Below are 18,509 nucleotides of genomic sequence, written 5' to 3' on the forward strand. Positions count from 1 at the left end.
CGACAAAAATTCATATTGCATACTGAAGCCGGAACAGAAATCAATTACCCGCTGATTCAGAATGATACCCGCTGGAAGTAATGGGAAAAGAACTCCACACACACCCTCAATTTGGCGGAGAAATAAAGTGGCGTATGGTAAACCGCCCAGATATTGGCGCTTTGCGCATATTCAGGCATGACGCGCACTAAAGAACCCTTTTGTAATAATGGCGCGACATCCCACAGTGAACGCAGCATAATTCCGCGCCCATTCAGCGCCCACTGCAAAACTATCTCGCCACTATTAGATGAAAGGTGGCCCGATATTTTCACCGATTTCTTGCCCTCTTTCCCTTCCAGTTCCCAGACCCCAACCGATTGATCCCGCTCTTGAGTAAACAAACAGTCGTGCTGTTGTAACTCTGGCAAGGTCGTCGGTGTTCCCTGCCGTTTTAAATATTCTGGAGAAGCACAAATAATACGTTGATTCTTCGCCAACATGCGGCTGATATAACTTTCTGAAATAGCATCATTGACCCGGATATCAAGGTCAATGTGGTCTTTAATCAAATCGATCTGCTTATCAAATAATTCAAAATGAATTTGTAGATCAGGATAACACTCCATTAACTCGATAATGGCTGGTGCAATATAGTTACGACCGAAACCAAAACTGCAACCGATCCGCACTTTCCCGGATGGCTGTTCTTTGATTTGAGCTACTTCATTTTTTAGCACCGTTAAACGTTCCAGAATATCAAGAGCAGATTGGTAAGTTAAAACACCAGTTTCTGTGAGCACCACACCACGTGAAGAGCGGTGCAACAACTTAACGCCGAGTTGCAATTCGAGTTGTTGAATACGTTTAGTCACAAAAGCAGGTGTTTGTCCCAAACTTTCAGCAGCGACCAGAAAGCTTCCACTATTAACCACTGCAATTAATACCTGGAGATCTTTGGGTAAGGGATAGTGATCGAGACTCATTACGCTATTCCTGAATGGAAATATTCATATTGATACTCTAACGCGTTGTGACACAACACGACCAATTAATAACTATAAAATTTTGATGTGTATAACTGCCATTATCCTGATTGACATTTTTTGGTTATTTTTGTGTTGGTTATTTGTTGCTTAATACTTCAATTATGTAATTTATTTATTTCTATCTAAATAGCATATTTTTCTAACTCAAGCTTTATAAAGAAAAAAATATAATTCACGTTTTGTTAATTGAACAATCACACTTCAAAACTGAAATAACCCCTACTTTTTGTGTTACTTTGTTTTGGCTGCCAGTAGCGCGATAAAAAACAAATAGAACAAGCATTTATTTAGTCATCATTTAATGGTGTAAAACCCATTATTTATGCTGGAGAATATTTCATGATCATAATTGAACAAAGCGATGCAGTCACGACACTCACCGATATAATTGCTGACTTCACCGCAATGATATCTACTCGCATGCCCGACGATGTCGTCGACAAATTAAAACAACTCCGTGAATTAGAAAACGAAGGTATGGCAAAAATCATTTATCATACTATGTTCGATAATATGGAAAAAGCCATAAAATTAAACCGCCCAGCCTGTCAGGATACTGGCGAGATAATGTTTTATGTCAAAGTGGGGGCGAAATTCCCACTATTGGGTGAATTACAAAGTATTCTAAAATCAGCAGTACAGCAAGCTACAATAAAGGCGCCATTGCGACATAATGCTGTCGAAATATTTGATGAGGTTAATACCGGTAATAATACTGGAAGTGGCGTACCTTGGGTCACATGGGATATTGTGCCAGATAACACCAGTGCAGAAATTGAGATTTATATGGCTGGCGGTGGCTGCACATTGCCCGGACGTTCTAAAGTCCTGATGCCATCTGAAGGTTATGAGGGGGTGGTGAAATTTGTTTTTGAAAACATCTCAACATTAGCCGTAAATGCCTGCCCACCAGTATTGGTCGGCGTAGGTATCGCCACCTCGGTAGAAACTGCCGCTGTATTATCTCGCAAAGCCGTATTGCGGCCAATAGGCAGCCATCATTCTAATCCTATTGCTGCCGATTTAGAACGCCGCCTGGAAGAAGGCTTAAATAAATTAGGCATTGGCCCGCAAGGTTTAACCGGAAAAGCATCTGTCATGGGGGTTCATATTGAATCAGCCGCGCGCCACCCATCCACGATTGGCGTTGCCGTTTCTACCGGTTGCTGGGCGCATCGCCGTGGAACACTGCTAATTCATCAGGATTTAACATTCGAGAGCATATCCCATACTCGAGGTGACCTATTATGAAAAAAGTATTAACAACCCCAATTAAAGATGAAGATTTAGTGGATATTAAAGCTGGCGATGTCATATATCTCAATGGCACTTTAGTGACATGTCGCGACGTATGTCATCGTCGCCTAATTGAATTAAAACGTGAAATTCCCGTTGATTTAAGGGGGAAAGCTATTTTCCACGCAGGGCCTATTGTCAAAAAGAACGGCGATAAATGGGAAATGATCTCGATTGGGCCAACCACCAGTATGCGGATGGAAAGTTTCGAAAAAGAATTTATTGAACAGACCGGAGTTAAATTAATTGTCGGTAAAGGTGGCATGGGGCCAAATACCGAAGAAGGCTGCAAAACACACAAAGCTTTACACACTATTTTCCCCGCAGGCTGTGCCGTATTAGCTGCAACTCAAGTGGAAGAAATAGAAGAAGTCCATTGGACAGAACTGGGCATGCCGGAATCACTTTGGGTTTGCCGGGTAAAAGACTTTGGGCCACTTATCGTGTCTATTGATACCCACGGTAATAATCTTATTGAAACCAACAAGAAATTGTTTGCAGACAAGCGCGATGCCATCGTCGATGAGATCTGTGAACATGTTCATTATATTAAATAATAATGATAACCAGGGGGGTTAGCCCTCCTTTATTCATAAAAGGACATGACTATGGCAAAGTTAAATTTGTCATGGCGATTATTAGCACCAATATTGGTTGCTATTATTATCGCTTTATTTCCTTCACCCAGTGGATTACCCGAACACGCCTGGCTATATTTTGCGATTTTCTTTGGTGTTATTGTTGGTCTCATTTTAGAACCTGTACCAGGTGCTGTCGTGGCCATGACAGGCCTTGCTATTATCGGCGTGCTCTCCCCCTGGCTGCTATATAGCCCAGAGCAATTAGCCGAACCGGGCTTCAAATATACTGCCAAAGCATTATCTTGGGTGGTATCTGGTTTTTCAAACTCGGTTATCTGGCTAATATTCGCCGCATTTATGTTTGGGACAGGTTATGAGAAAACAGGTTTAGGCCGGCGTATCGCACTGTTATTAGTTAAGAAAATGGGGCATAAAACCCTATTTCTGGGTTACGCCATCATGTTTTCAGAATTGCTTTTAGCACCGGTAACCCCGTCCAACTCAGCACGAGGGGCTGGAATCATCTACCCGATTATCCGCAACCTGCCGCCACTTTATGATTCACAACCCAATACTCCTGGTATCAGAAAAATTGGGTCATACATCATGTGGATGGGGATCAGTGCCGATTGTGTCACCAGCGCGATATTTTTGACAGCAATGGCCCCTAACTTGCTGCTAGTCGGTTTACTCAAGTCCTCATCTGACATCACGCTGTCTTGGGGCACTTGGTTTATTGGTATGCTGCCGCTGAGCATATTACTGATAATTCTGGTGCCATGGTTAACCTACGTGCTTTACCCACCTGAAATTAAGCAGGGAAATCAAGTGCCTGAATGGGCAAAAAAACAACTTGAGATTATGGGGCCACTCTGTCGGCGCGAGAAAATAATGTTAGTGCTCATGATTGCCGCATTGGTGTTATGGATCTTCGGCTCCGACTTTATTGATGCCGCGATGGTGGGCTATTCTGTAGTGGCACTTATGCTGCTAACCAAAGTTATCACTTGGGATGATATAATCAGCAACAAATCGGCCTGGAGTGTCTTCTTCTGGCTAGCCTCACTGATTGCCTTAGCCACAGGGCTTAATCAAACCGGTTTTATCTCTTGGTTCGGACACCACATTGCTGGTAGTTTGTCCGGTTTTTCACCGACAGCCATTATGATTTTACTGGTCACTATCTTCTACGGCTTACGTTATTTCTTTGCCAGTGCAACTGCTTATACCTCGGCATTAGCCCCGATGATGCTGGCTGCCGTATTAATGATTCCGGAAATACCTTTGATGACATTCAGCCTAATGATCGGCGCTGCCATTGGATTGAGTAGCATCACGACACCTTATGCAACTGGCCCTAGCCCGATTTATTATGGTAGCGGCTATTTACCGACCGCTGATTATTGGCGCTTAGGGGCAATATTTGGTGTGTTGTTTCTGGTACTGCTTTTATTGACCGGATTAATTTGGATGCCTTTGGTTATTTAACTTTCAACCCGCCTTGTTCAACCAACGCAGGGCGGGCAATAAACATCCTGTCATTATTCCTTCTCTAACATCATTTCTTGGGTTAACACCAATCCTAGCGCCCCGCCAATAGACTCGTGATACATTGCCTTTGGTAGGTAAACCGTAAAGCTAGCTTTATTCTTATTCATTTTTGCTGAAAAAATAGCAGAAAAACATCATATTATTCTAAGCTAAAATAATAACTCAGTGGAGTTATGTTAGTTTAGAGTCTTCACTTTCTACTGATTAAACAGATCTTTTCTAAACATGCCCAGTAGGCTTTTAAGTACAGAAAAGCGGAAAGCAGGCGTGAGACCATGGATGGATCGAATAATTGAGTGCAGCCAACGCACCTGCAATGTGAAAGATGACAGGCATAAGGGAATTCACTATGACAGACTCCATCCCACCTGAGTCGCGGGAAAGAGGGGAAAATGTGTTTTTTGCCAAGCGAGCCTTGCAAACCATGGCTTTACTCGTTGGGGCGACGATTATTATTGCTGCTGTGGGCATTATCTACATCGCCTCACAATTAAATGAGCAAGCGGTGTCCCAAAGCCGATTTCTGGTAGAAAAAGCATGGGAAATGCGCCAAAAATCGATAAAAACCAGAATAAAAGATAATGCTTTTTGGGGCGGTGCTTATGAACACCTGCATGTCACAGTAGATACTGACTGGGCTTTTGTCAGTCAAAATTTGGGGCCATCACTTTACAAAAACTTTGGTTATGAAGGTGTTTTTGTTATTGATGGACAAGGAAAAACCCGTTATTCCGTCATCAATGGGGAATTGGTGAATACCCGTCTGGAGGACTGGCTCGACGAAGATATTACGCCGTTTATTGATTCGGTGCGCCGTCAGGCCGAAAACCAGTATGTCGGCACGGAAATCATCAATGTTGCCGGACTGCCCGCCATTGTTGCCGCCGCCGCCTTAACCACAGGCAATGACCCTCAAGTTAAACCCATTGCTGGCCCGCCGTCAGTGTTGGTCTTTGCCAATCTACTGACCCAAAAGGAGTTGAATACTTTGGGGAAAAATTATGGCATTCAACAACTTCGCATTGCGCGCAATGAAAAAGATGCCGTTTCCAGCCCTTCAGTACACTTATCGTCAAATGACAAGCGGGGCGTAACACTGCACTGGAACCAGAGTATGCCGGGTGTACAACTGCTCAACATCTTGCTCCCATTATTGGTGCTGGTTACCCTGATTCTTGGGCTGAGTGGCTGGTTGGTTTTACGGCGTGCTTTGTCTGAAGCCCGCACTGCCGATGATAATAAAGCCGCTTTGATTGCGAGCGAAGAGCGTTTTCGTCACGTGGCTGAAGCGGCTACCGATTGGCTATGGGAAACCGACGCCAGTCTGCGCATCACCTATCTGTCTCAGCGATTTTTAACTATTACCGGGCTCAGTGTAGAGCGCTGGTTAGGCCGCAATCTCGACTCATTATTAAATTGCGATGTTATTCCACTGCGATCCTGGCTGCAATATACGCATTTAACGGATGCCCGCAATGAACTGCAATGCACGTATTTCTCTGCCAAAGGCGATAAACGTATTTGTCGAATTTATGCCAAACCCATTATTAAAGATGACAATAACGTCGGTTTTCGCGGCACCGCCTCTGACATTACTCGAGAGATAGAAGCCCAGGAGCGGATCCAGCATCTTTCTCTGCATGATGCACTGACTGGCTTACCCAACCGATTGAGAATGAAAGAGTTTCTTGAAAATAAACTGCGAAACTTAACTGCGTCACCACATCCGCTAGTGATACTCAATGTTGATTTGGATAAATTTAAACCCGTTAACGATACTTTTGGCCATGTTGCGGGTGATCAGGTGCTACATCAGGTCTCTGAGCGCCTGAGAAGCTGTTTGCGCGATCAGGATTTAGTCGCTCGCCAAGGCGGTGATGAGTTCATTCTGATTATTACAGGGCTTTCTTCAATCAAAGAAATTGAACAGCTCTGCGCGCGCGTTATTACGCAAATCGAAAGTCCGTATGTCATTAATGAACAGGATATTTTTATCAGTGCCAGTATCGGTATTGCACTGGCACCACAGGACTCAATGCAAGCTGAAGAGCTTTTACGTTTTGCTGATATTGCCATGTATGAGGCCAAAAATAGCGGTAGCAACCGCTGGAGTTTCTATTCCAGCGAAATGAATGATCGCCTGATGCAGCGCAGTGAATTGGAGCGTTTCTTACGCCAAGCTATTAAACATAATGAATTCAGCCTTTACTATCAGCCGCGATATCGCATTGAAGGAACGAAGCTTACCGGTGCCGAAGCGCTAGTGCGCTGGAATCACCCGGTATTAGGGCTTCTCATGCCAGATCAATTTATTGCTCTGGCGGAAGAGACGGGGCTTATCACTGCCATTAGCGACTGGACGATGCTCCAAGCCTGTCAGGATGCGGCAACATGGCCTGAATCACTGATTATTTCAGTCAATATTTCTGCCATTGAGTTCCGGAACCAACGCCTGATCGAGCGTGTGCGGCAAGTTTTGCTGCTGACAGGGTTACCAAGTCATCGGCTGGAACTGGAAATCACTGAGCGGATAATGATTGAGGATGGGGATGGGGCGTTTAAAACCATGACAGCATTGAAAGCGCTTGGGGTGCGTTTATCAATGGATGATTTTGGTACTGGATATTCATCACTGAATTATCTGCGCCGTTTCCCATTCGATGGGCTGAAGATTGATAAGAGCTTTATTGATGAACTAACACAATCCCATGAAGGAAAATCAATTGTTGAGGGCATTATCAACCTTGGGCATGCACTGTCCATGACGGTGACCGCCGAGGGGGTCGAAACCACAGAACAACTTGAACATCTCCAAATGCTAATGTGTGATGAAGTTCAAGGCTACTTGTTGGGTAAACCAATGAAAATAAATGAATTATTAAACATTACCCATCAAACAGGTTAGGATGGGTAAAGTCTCAAAAGAGAACACTCAACCTCTGCGCTAGTGGCTCAGAGAGGCTGAGCGGTAACAGGACTTTTACGGAGTAGATTGGCTTTTTGCCTTGAAATTAACAATGTCGTAGACCAATGCGTCCATTGTGCTTTTCACTTCGTCCGCTGTAATCGGTGACCCACTATTACTCACATCCTTACCATAAGCTTTGCGCACCACCACAATGACCGGCTTGCCGGTATTGGAGTCGATAACCTGCACTTCCAAATAGAGCGCCGTGTGTTGGCCGCGATTCCCTGTCGCTGCCATGGTTCCAGCAATAACAGCCGCTATTGGTATCATTTCATAGACTTCAATATCTTTATCTTCAGCAGAGACGGCAGTAATCGCCGCCCGCACAATCAAAATATTACGTTTCTTCGGAGAATTGACTAGCGGTAATTGCTGACTAACTGCTTCTTTAAGTCTTTTATTCGCGTAAGCCAATATTTCATCTAATGTTTTCTGACTCACTCGCTGAGTAGGTGTTGATCTCGGGTAATAAACTAACGGTGTATAATAAATACCGCTGTAATTTTTAACATTAAAATCAGGGGAAACCCAGCGCAATACTTTCTGACCACTCGCAGATTCTGTTTCTTGTAATTTGCTATAATCACTGAGGAAACCAGAGTACTGGGCACTGGTCGTAACCTTTGAGGCGCATCCTGCCACTAATATCCCGACGGCAAATAGCGCCGCTATCTTATAACTATTCAGAATGGCCATTGTATTTTCCTATATGTTTATTAGGGAACTAAAAAACAAGGATGTAGCAAAAAACTGGGAAAACAAAAGAATGAGAATGTTCTCCATTTAAATTTTAAACCATGAAAAAATATTTGCTGAATATAAATTAAAGGATTAAAAGCCCCCGCAGAGGCTCATTATAAAATTTAATCTGAGAATAAAACGGTGGTAGGAAGGAGATAAAACCAGGCGGAATTAATATGCCAAAGTGTCCAATTGATAAAGGCTATCAAGGAATTCAGGGATAAAACTCCCCGGTCCGGCAACCCGTTGGGACACCTGTCCGCCCACTTGCGACATAATTCGACAAGCCGTGGCGACATGATGTAAACGATCCCCTTTCAGCGCACAGAACGCCGCCACCACCGCAGGGAGCGCGCAGCCTGTACCGACCACCCGAGTCATAAGCTTATCACCGCCTGTCACAGCAAAATCGCGCTGACCATCCGTGATGTAATCTACCTCACCGGTTACGGCAACGACCGTCCGGGCCTGTCTTGCCAATTGACGGGCGGCAGGCAAGGCCGCCAGTGAAGTATCCACGCTATCGACCCCACGCCCCATGGTCGCCATACCACTCAACGCCATGATTTCCGACGCATTACCGCGTATAGCAGCAGGTTTAAGCAGGAGAAACTCTCTAGCAAAATCAGTGCGATACGTCAATCCACCGACCGCAACTGGATCCAGAACCCAAGGTGTCCCCGCATGATTAGCGGCGCTGATTGCGACCAACATGGATTCGGCTCGAGCCCGATGCAACGTACCAATATTGATAAGCAAACTGTTTGCCATGGCACTGAATTGACCCGCCTCTTCAGGTTCAACCACCATAGCCGGAAAAGCCCCCAACGCCAGCAATACATTGGCAGTAAATGACTGTACCACTTCATTAGTCAAGCAATGTACCAATGGCGGGGTAGCTCGAAATTGTTGCAGGCTGGCAGCGGCCAGTGCGTCAGGGAATGGAACAGGCGTGATGGGTGTGTCAATGTGGATAGTATTCATAGCGTCCCCCACCGGCGGATAAGAAGGAGTACCCGTGTTTAAGATACCTCGACTTCCCTCCGCTGGCATAATCCAGATCAGGTTATTCAAGCTTGTCTCACAAAGTATCAACAAGACTTAAAATCAATATAAAACAAACAATAAATAAAATATAACGTTTCACATAGTCTCAGTAAATCCCTACTAGTCTCGTCATAAATTTGGTACATCATGGGGCGCGGTAAAAACTGGATTATATATGGTTGCCTGGAGAAATCCGTCTGGTGTAATCACCAGAAGCTGGAGGTATATTGCCGCTGAGTTTGATATCACTTTGGGCACTTACCCACTATTAAAAAAAGCGTCTACGAAACCCGGGTCTATTCACATCGCCGTAAGGTTTTAACTGCGTTAAGGAAAGCCGACAGCTCAAGGGGATGGTGTTTTTTTGCCTGAAGGGTCCAAATCTCAACAATTTGGTCATTGTCAGCTAACTCGAGAAGGTAAGCCTTCAACTGTTGCTGCGCATGCGCTGAAAACTGCCCATTGCGCATAAACGCTAATAAGGTATCACCGGCCATCTTTCGGGCTTCCTTGTTAGCAAAAAGTATTTCCTGATTTTTGGGTAACACAACCCAAACTGGCGTACTCGAAATATTTAATGCATCTAAGTAGGCTATCAACATAAGATAGCCGATAGATATTTGGCATGAGAACAGAATACAGTTAATTACCCTGGATTCGCTACATTTCGATGTATACCCAACTTCACCTGCAAGATTGGAGCAATTTCACCTATGTTTCAGTCATGCGGAAAGTGCGACTACGAATGACCAGTTGGTTGGGCCATGTTATTAGTCAGTTCTTTCGGCTGTAAACGGTGGTTTAGCAAACCAGACTAGAATCGTTAGTAATATAAAAGCAATAGCTGCCAGACGGAAAATTTCATTAGCAGAAATAAGTAATGACTGCTGAGTAATTTGATTATTTATATCATCTAGAACCTGTGATAGAGAACCATAGTACTTGCTCAAAATCTGCGATGATGTATTAAAATTAGGATTAAAACTATCGATTGTTCCGGTCAATTGGCTATGATGTAACGATTCTCTGCGTCCCCAAAGCGTCATCGTAAGTGACGTGCCAATAGATCCTGATAAGGTGCGAAAAAAATTACTCATACTTGACGCATTTGCGAATTTATTGTCAGGCATACCGGACAGAGAAATTGTTGTAAGAGGTAAAAAGAAACACGCAACTGCGAACCCTTGGAAAAACTGGGGTAGAATAACCCCCATAAAACCTATAGTCGGCATAAATGTAACAGAACGCCAATAATAGCATACCGCATACATTATAAAACTAAATGTAACCAGAACCCGCATATCAATTTTATTACCATAATGACCGATTAGCGGAGATATCAATAAAGGCATTATACCAATTGACGCATACGCAAGACCTGCCCAAATAGCATTATAACCCATCACTTCCTGGAGCAATTGTGGCATGAGTACTATCGCGCCAGAATAAAACAAATAAGCACATGTAATACATACAATACCAATCGTAAAATTACGCGATTTAAACAGACTAAGATCAAGAATTGGATTCTCGGCAGTAGACTCCCATATGACTAAAGAGATCAGTGAGATGACTGATACTATTGTTAATATGATTATAGTACTAGAGTTGAACCAGTCCAGATCCCGGCCTTTATCGAGCATAATTTGTAATCCACCAACACCAAGCACTAATAGTACCAATCCGGGAATATTCATGTTTACCGGTGAGGTTTCGGTTTCTCTTCCTTTAAGTAGAGTTAAACAGGATATTAGAACAATAATCCCCATCGGTACATTTATCAAAAATATCCATCCCCAACTATAATTATCACAAATATAGCCACCAAGAATAGGCCCGCATATCGGTGCAATAATTATAGTCATTGACCATAAGGCTAATGCAAATGTTCGTTTTTCTGGCGGATAGTTTCTTAGTAATAAACTCTGAGACAGAGGAATTAATGGCCCAGCCATTATTCCCTGCACTACTCTAAAAAATATAAGAACATCAAGGCGGGTAGATAAACTACACATCAATGAGGCCAACGAAAAAAAGGTTACTGACAGCAAAAATAACCTTAACTCACCTATTCGTTGCGCTAATTTTCCGGTGACAGGTATCGCAATTGCATTAGCGACACCAAATGATGTTATCACCCATGTACCTTCATCAGTCGATGCCCCCAAGAAGCCAGAAATAGTGGGTATCGCGACATTGGAAATAGTCGAATCTAACATCTGCATGAAGGTTGCCAATGAAAGAGCGATAGTTATGCACCATAGCTTCCCACCAGCTAATGGCGCTGGAATTTGTTTAGTTATTACCATTACATTTTTCCATTACGAGATATAATTATTTTAATTTCTTTTTCTATCGGACTTGTATCTATAACTAGCGCTTTACTGACATAAGCAGGCATAGAAGTAACAGTCGAAGCAAGAACTGGCATATCACTAATATCCTCATTTTTTGTATCAATCGTGGCCGCCATAGATAAACCAATACGTAATGGGTGTTGTTGTAATTCCTTTGGGTCGAGAGAAACATCAACCGGTACACGCTGAACAACTTTAATCCAGTTACCTGTAGCATTTTGTGCAGGCAGTAATGAGAAAGCATTCCCAGTACCCATCTTTATGCCGACAATACGCCCATGAAAGACTACATTTTCACCATATAAATCGCTGATAATGTTTACAGGTTGACCAATTCGTATATTCGTTAATTGTGTCTCTTTGAAATTGGCATTCACCCACATTTGGTGTGCAGGTACGACTGCCATTAAAGACTGACCCGGGCTAATTGTTTGACCGACTTGCACGATTCTCTGAGAGATATAGCCTGTTACTGGGCTTCTGATATCCGTGCGCTGAAGTGCCAACCAAGCTTCTTTTGCCGCGTCGGCAGCCAGCATGACTTGTGGCTGGCGGTTTAATGGCGTGTTCATGACTAATGCCTTATTGGCGTTATAAGCCAGAATGGCAGCATTAAGGCCAGCTCTATTGCTAATTAATGTATCTTTGGAGTGTTCTAACGTTTCTTTTGAGATGACACCATTTTTTGCTAATGGAAGACGGCGCCGGTAATCTTCTAGCGATTGTTGATACTGAATACGAGCCGAAGCGACTTCTGCATTGTACTGTTTATCCTGTAAATACAGTTTATGGGTTTCACGAACGATATTTGCCAGATTATGTTTAGCTTTATTAAGTGCTATTATCGCATCTGTTTTATCCAATGAAACTAGAATATTCCCTTGTCGAACAAAACTCGTATCTTTATCGTTTACAACAATAACACTACCTGAGACTTGTGCAGAAATTGGATTTGCATTTCCTACAACATACGCATCATCAGTACTAATAGTACCTTTCAATACCATTGCCCAATAAGCATATGCAAAAGTGAACACAATAAATAAAACCACGACTAATATTGTAAAACACACCATTCTACTAGTCTGTTTTTTATTTAAACTAATATGTTTCACTATTATCTCTCATATCATATAGATTAAATTCATGACGTGAATATAAGAATTTATTCACCATAAGTGCTAGGCGCTTTTACTACAGTGCAAATCATCCTAGGAGCTTGTGAGTAATAATCCTACAATAGTGACAACCAAATAACAGAAGACAATGCCCCACCTTTTGAAATACAATTCTTACAAGTGTAGGCGTGATGAGATAAAAAATAGTATAGTAATGAAACTATAACTAATTGTATAGTTCATGTTTTTATTATTGATATTTTATCTTTGACGCTTATTTAAAAACTCAAACTTTCTGTTTTTATTAAGAAAATGAGATGAAGCCTTATGTCTGTTTTGCTACAGAAAAAGGAAGATACTTCATTTCGAAGGGAATAATGTATGAAAGCAATAATTATTGATGACCATCCTCTTGCGATCGCCGCTATTCGTAATTTACTGACCAAAAACGATATTGAAATTTTAGCAGAATTGGTTGAGGGGGGGAGTGCCGTTCAGCGTATTGAAACGCTCAAGCCCGATATCATCATAGTTGACGTCGATATACCCGGGCTAAATGGCATCCAGGTGTTAGAAACGCTCAGAAAGCGTCATTACGCTGGGATTATCATTATTGTTTCTGCCAAAAATGACCATTTTTACGGTAAACATTGTGCAGATCTTGGTGCGAATGGATTCGTTAGTAAAAAAGAAGGAATGAACAATATTATTGCGGCTATTGAAGCGGCTAAAAATGGTTACAGTTATTTTCCTTTTGCTCTTAATCGATTTATTGGAAACTTAACATCTGATCAGCAAAAATTAGATGCCTTATCCAAACAAGAAATCAGTGTTATGCGTTATATTCTTGACAGTAAAGATAATAACGATATTGCCGAAAAAATGTTTATCAGCAATAAAACAGTCAGTACTTATAAAAGTCGCCTGATGGAAAAGTTAGAATGTAAATCGCTAATGGACCTCTACACATTCGCCCAACGCAACAAAATCGGTTAATATCATGAAGTTTATCTCGTATATTATTTTCCTTTATGCTTGCCTCTGGTCAGCATATGGCATTGCTGACTCAGATTATATTGACTATCGTGGAATCAGTAGCAATAGCAGTGTTACGCTTGATTCTTTACGTTTAAGTAATACAGAGTTACGTTGGTTGGCTAATAAAAAGAATCTTGTCATTGCAGTCCATCCGTCGCAAACAGCAACATTGCTGCATAAAGACTCACAACAGCGAACTCGTGGTATTAACGCAGACTATTTAAATCTTTTGAAAAAAGCTCTGAATATCAAATTAATACTTCGTGAGTACTCTGATCATAAAAAAGCTATGGATGCGTTGGAGGAAGGCCAAGTCGACATAGTGCTGTCGCATTTAATTGAGTCAGCCCCTGATAATAAGGAAATTGTTGCTTCAAAACCACTGATAATTACCTTCCCCGCTCTGGTAACCACCGTCCACGATTCCATGCGCCCGCTTACCACCCCCAAACCAGTGACTATTGCACGGGTTGCGAATTATCCCTCCGATGAAGAAATTAGCAAATCGTTTCCGCAAGCAAAAATTGTTTCTTTTTCAAAAATTTACCAAGCTCTAGCATCAGTTTCTGATGGTGAGAGTGATTACTTTATTGGTAGCAATATCATTGCCAGCAGTATGATTTCACGTTATTTCAAACATTCATTAAATGTTGTGAAATATTATGATGCGCCACCTCAGTTTAACTTTTTCTTGACCAGAAAAGAATCAGTCACTCTCAACAAAATACTCAATCACTTTGTTGATGCGTTAACAAATGAAGTTCGATATGAAGTTTCACAAAATTGGCTTGATACTGGAAACCTTGCTTTCCTCAATAAACCATTAGCGTTAACAGAACATGAAAAGCAGTGGATTAAACAGCATCCCAATTTAAAAGTACTTGAGAACTCTTATTCACCGCCATTTTCAATGACGGACGAAAATGGCTCTGTACGAGGAGTCATGGGTGATATTCTTAATATTATCACTTTGCAAACCGGGTTAAACTTCTCCCCTATTACTATCTCGCATGATATTCATGCAGGAACGCAACTCACCACGGGCGGATGGGACATTTTACCCGGGGCAATTTATAGTGAAAAGCGTGAGCAATCTGTTTCCTTTGCCGAAACATTCATTACGACACCTTACGTTTTTGTCATGAAAAATGCCCCTAATAGTGAACAAGCCCTTAAAAAAGGGATGAAGGTTGCTATTCCTAACTATTACGACCTTCATTTACAGTTAGAAGAGATGTATCCGGATATTGAGTGGATACCGGTTGATAACGCAAGTGCTGCATTTCACCAGGTCAAGGAAGGAAAACTTGATGCTCTAGTTGCCACGCAACTAAACTCTCGCTACATGATTGATCATTACTATCCTAATGAACTCTTTCATTTTCTCATCCCAGGTGTGCCGTATGCATCTCTTTCATTTGCTTTTCCCCGGGGAGAACCTGAACTAAAAAATATTATTAATAAAGCTTTAAATGCAATTCCTCCGAGCGAAATTCTGCGCCTGACAGAAAAATGGATCCAAATGCCTAATGTGACAATTGACACATGGGATCTCTATAGTAAACAGTTCTATATCGTTACGACATTATCGGTTTTATTGGTTGTAAGTAGCCTTTTGTGGGGCTTCTATCTGTTACGATCTGTTCGTCGCCGCAAAGCTATCCAAGGAGACCTGGAGAATCAAATATCATTCCGTAAAGCTTTATCAGATTCATTACCCAATCCGAGTTATGTTGTGAACTGGCAAGGCATTATCATTAGTCACAGTCGTGCCTTCGAACATTTTTTTACTGATGATTTTTACAAAATTGCTTTATTACCATTAGCGGATAGTGGTTCTCCATTTAAAGATATCTTCTCTGACTTAAATAAAGTAAAAGTTGATACGAAAGAAAATAGAACAATATGCAAACAAGTCTTTGAAATTAATAATGGCTTAGAAAAAAGACATATTAATCATTGGTATACATTATGTAATCTGCCAGCAAGCGAACACGCTGTATATATTTGCGGTTGGGAAGATATTACAGAGACACGTAACTTAATTCACGAGCTCGAGGTAGAAAAAAATAAAGCAATAAACGCGACTGTTGCTAAAAGTCAGTTTCTGGCTGCTATGAGCCACGAAATAAGAACGCCTATCAGCTCGATTATGGGGTTCCTTGAACTCCTTTCGGGTACTGGTCTTAACCAAGAACAACGCATTGAGGCCATCTCGCTTGCCTATTCCACTGGGCAGTCATTACTTGGCTTGATTGGTGAAATTCTGGATGTCGACAAAATTGAATCCGGTGACTATCTGCTTCAACCACAATGGGTAGACATTTCCTCTATTGTCCAACTCACTTGCCACTCTTTTGATGCTATTGCAGCGCGAAAAAAAATCGCATTAACCTGTATCAATGCGCTTCCCGAGCATTATCTGATTAACATAGATCCTCAGGCGTTTAAGCAGGTTCTATCAAATTTGCTAAGTAATGCCCTCAAATTTACGACAGAGGGTATGGTAAACATCACCACTAAAATGGATCAACTAGACGAAAACCGAGCTGTCATCAAGTTGATTATTACAGACTCCGGGAGCGGGATTTCACAGGAAGAGCAACAACAACTGTTTAAGCGTTATAGCCAAACTAGCACAGGACGTCAGCAAACTGGCTCTGGTTTAGGTTTAATGATATGTAAACAGTTGATTGATAAAATGAAAGGCGATATTACACTGGTTAGTCAGCCCGGTGAGGGAACTACATTTACAATCACACTCCCTGTAGAATTTACTCAACAACAAAATATTGCCGATGAAAAACCTGAACAAACTCTCGTTCTCCCAAGGCAGTTGAGTATTTTAATTGCTGATGATCATCCGACAAACCGATTATTATTAAAACGCCAGCTCAAGTTATTGGGATATGATGTTGATGAAGCCGGTGATGGTGCAGAAGTTCTGCACCAAATGGGTATGCAACATTACGACCTGCTAATAACTGACGTTAATATGCCGAATATGGATGGGTTCGAACTCGCACATACTATGCGTGAGCAACATTATTCATTACCTATTTGGGGACTTACTGCAAACGCACAAGTTAGCGAACGTGACAAGGGGTTAAGTTGTGGCATGGATTTATGCCTGTTTAAGCCGCTAACTCAAGAAGTTTTAAAAACTCACTTAAGCCAATTGCCCAAAATTGAGGTAACCCCCCCACGGCATGCACATCTTGATATCGATGCGCTTAAAAATAACACAGCAAACGACCCTGAACTGATGCAGGAAATGCTGCTCACCTTTCAAAGTGAAACGCATAAAGATCTTATTGCTGCGCACAAAGCTTTAGATACTGGAGATAACAGAACCTTCCATCTGTGTATACACCGCATCCACGGGGCTGCTAATATCCTGAATTTAAATAAATTAATTGATATCAGTTATCAGTTAGAAATACAGCCAATATCACCCGATAGTAAGCCTGACATTATTCAACTGTTGAATTCCTTAAATGAACATATAGAAGAGTTAGATAGGGAGATTGCTCTTTTTTGTCAGTAGCATCCTTGAAAGTTAGCTCCCAAAAGACTTAAATGAGGGAGCTAACTGACAGCAGCTTTAGTAACAAAACTTAAGTTGTTCTATGAAAACTCCCGCCGAACCTGCTCCCCATGTTGATCGAGCGTTGCCGCTCCCGGTAAAACCTGCGGATCAGGGCAGTCACTCATTTTTATGGGGTTGCCCGGCATCATTATTCCCCCGGCCTCCACCAACATATTTCTCGCCTTTGTTTGTGGCAGTTGCATTGCTTGCGCCACACTCAAAAGTGGGGCTACAGGTACACCTACCTGATGAATGCGGGCTAACCAGACATCCGCAGGCTGCGTCTTTAATACGCTTTCAATGTACTGCTTTAGAACAGCTTGATTTTGTACGCGCAAATTATTACTCACAAAGCGCAAATCACTCACGAGTTCGGGAAGCCCCATAGCCTCGCACAAAGTAGAAAAAAGCTTGTCATTACCACAACAAATAGTAATGGGCTTATCCTGGGTTTCGAATACATCAAAAGGTGCCATATAAGGGTGGCGGTTACCAAGTCGCTGTGGCGCCTGACCCGTAGCGATATATGCCATAAGGCCATGTTCCAAAAAGCTCAGGGTTGAATCAAACATGGCTATATCCACATGAGTTCCCCGTTGACTCTTTTCTCGTCCATAAAGAGCGCTGACAATACCACTGAACAGATACACCCCCGCGCAGAGATCAGAAAGCGATGTTCCTACGCGCACCGGTGGGGCATCAGGGTAACCGGTCTCCATCATTATGCCGCTCATAGCTTGAATTATCGTATCGTAGGCAGGAGCATCTTTTAAGGGACCCGTATGGCCGAAACCCGAAGAAGAAGCATAAATGAGTCGCGGATTAATTTGCTGAAGTGTTTCCCATGAAAAACCTAATTTTGCCATTGTGCCTGGACGGAAATTTTCAGCTAACACATCAGCTTGTTTGAGCATATTAATAAAAATGCTTTTATCTTGCTCATTTTTTAAATCGAGAACGACACTCTCCTTTCCGTGATTAATAAAACTATAATAAAGTGACTGACCATCAACATAGGGCCCCAAAGTTCGTGTATCGTCCCCATGTCCTGGCGGTTCAACTTTAATTACGCGGGCCCCCATATTACAAAGAAGTTGCGTACCAAAAGGACCATTTAAAACATGTGTTAGATCGATAACCAATAATCCGCCAAACGGCCCTTTATTTTCTGTATATTTCATTGACTGGCACCTCG

The 18,509-nt window shown here is 42.2% G+C and carries 12 protein-coding genes and 1 pseudogene; 6 read left to right on the plus strand and 7 right to left on the minus strand.

Features of this window, described 5'->3' with window-relative positions; all coding sequences use genetic code 11:
- Positions 1–56: 56 nt before the first annotated feature.
- Positions 57–965: an L-tartrate utilization transcriptional activator TtdR gene (gene ttdR / locus F0T03_RS17965; RefSeq protein WP_159679880.1), complete on the minus strand. Its 909-nt coding sequence runs from the start codon at positions 963–965 to the stop codon at positions 57–59.
- 402 nt (positions 966–1,367) lie between these two features.
- Between ttdR and ttdA the strand changes: the two genes are divergently transcribed.
- The 4 genes from ttdA (at position 1,368) to F0T03_RS17985 (ending at position 7,361) form a co-directional block, all read left to right on the plus strand.
- Positions 1,368–2,279: a L(+)-tartrate dehydratase subunit alpha gene (gene ttdA / locus F0T03_RS17970; protein WP_159679882.1), complete on the plus strand. Its 912-nt coding sequence runs from the start codon at positions 1,368–1,370 to the stop codon at positions 2,277–2,279.
- Positions 2,276–2,881 carry a L(+)-tartrate dehydratase subunit beta gene (ttdB, locus tag F0T03_RS17975; RefSeq protein ID WP_145553310.1) on the plus strand — a complete coding sequence of 202 codons (606 nt, stop codon included), beginning with the start codon at positions 2,276–2,278 and terminating at the stop codon, positions 2,879–2,881. Before ttdA ends, ttdB begins: the two co-directional genes overlap by 4 nt.
- A gap of 51 nt (positions 2,882–2,932) precedes the next feature.
- Entirely contained in the window at positions 2,933–4,393 is a 1,461-nt protein-coding gene (locus F0T03_RS17980; protein WP_145553312.1) for an anion permease, read from the plus strand.
- A gap of 412 nt (positions 4,394–4,805) precedes the next feature.
- A complete protein-coding gene (locus F0T03_RS17985; RefSeq protein WP_162526977.1) occupies positions 4,806–7,361 on the plus strand; it encodes a bifunctional diguanylate cyclase/phosphodiesterase in 2,556 nt (851 codons plus the stop codon).
- A 75-nt stretch (positions 7,362–7,436) separates the two neighbouring features.
- On the opposite strand, the gene F0T03_RS17990 is transcribed toward F0T03_RS17985, so the two are convergent.
- The 5 genes and pseudogenes from F0T03_RS17990 to F0T03_RS18010 form a co-directional block, all read right to left on the minus strand.
- Entirely contained in the window at positions 7,437–8,120 is a 684-nt protein-coding gene (locus F0T03_RS17990; protein ID WP_145553319.1) for a DUF3313 domain-containing protein, read from the minus strand.
- 216 nt (positions 8,121–8,336) lie between these two features.
- The gene (gene thiM / locus F0T03_RS17995) at positions 8,337–9,149 is read right to left on the minus strand and encodes a hydroxyethylthiazole kinase (RefSeq protein WP_159679884.1); all 813 of its coding nucleotides are present in this window, start codon (positions 9,147–9,149) and stop codon (positions 8,337–8,339) included.
- Positions 9,150–9,513: 364 nt separating this feature from the next.
- A pseudogene (locus F0T03_RS18000) lies at positions 9,514–9,814 on the minus strand (sensor domain-containing diguanylate cyclase); the annotation flags it as partial.
- Positions 9,815–9,982: 168 nt separating this feature from the next.
- A complete protein-coding gene (locus tag F0T03_RS18005; protein ID WP_159679886.1) occupies positions 9,983–11,521 on the minus strand; it encodes a DHA2 family efflux MFS transporter permease subunit in 1,539 nt (512 codons plus the stop codon).
- Positions 11,521–12,645, minus strand: a complete 1,125-nt coding sequence (locus F0T03_RS18010; protein ID WP_425511055.1) for an EmrA/EmrK family multidrug efflux transporter periplasmic adaptor subunit — start codon at positions 12,643–12,645, stop codon at positions 11,521–11,523. The genes F0T03_RS18005 and F0T03_RS18010 overlap by 1 nt, the downstream gene beginning before the upstream one ends.
- A gap of 423 nt (positions 12,646–13,068) precedes the next feature.
- Here F0T03_RS18010 and evgA point away from each other — a divergent pair, with 423 nt between their 5' ends.
- Together evgA and evgS are read left to right on the plus strand one after the other, a co-directional pair.
- Positions 13,069–13,683: an acid-sensing system DNA-binding response regulator EvgA gene (gene evgA, locus F0T03_RS18015; RefSeq protein WP_145553327.1), complete on the plus strand. Its 615-nt coding sequence runs from the start codon at positions 13,069–13,071 to the stop codon at positions 13,681–13,683.
- Positions 13,684–13,687: 4 nt separating this feature from the next.
- Positions 13,688–17,272 carry an acid-sensing system histidine kinase EvgS gene (evgS, locus tag F0T03_RS18020; RefSeq protein WP_159679890.1) on the plus strand — a complete coding sequence of 1,195 codons (3,585 nt, stop codon included), beginning with the start codon at positions 13,688–13,690 and terminating at the stop codon, positions 17,270–17,272.
- A gap of 80 nt (positions 17,273–17,352) precedes the next feature.
- Here the strand turns inward: evgS and yfdE are convergent, their stop codons facing one another.
- Positions 17,353–18,495: a CoA:oxalate CoA-transferase gene (yfdE, locus tag F0T03_RS18025; protein ID WP_159679892.1), complete on the minus strand. Its 1,143-nt coding sequence runs from the start codon at positions 18,493–18,495 to the stop codon at positions 17,353–17,355.
- Positions 18,496–18,509: the final 14 nt, after the last annotated feature.

The organism is Yersinia canariae (assembly GCF_009831415.1).
GTDB lineage: Bacteria > Pseudomonadota > Gammaproteobacteria > Enterobacterales > Enterobacteriaceae > Yersinia > Yersinia canariae.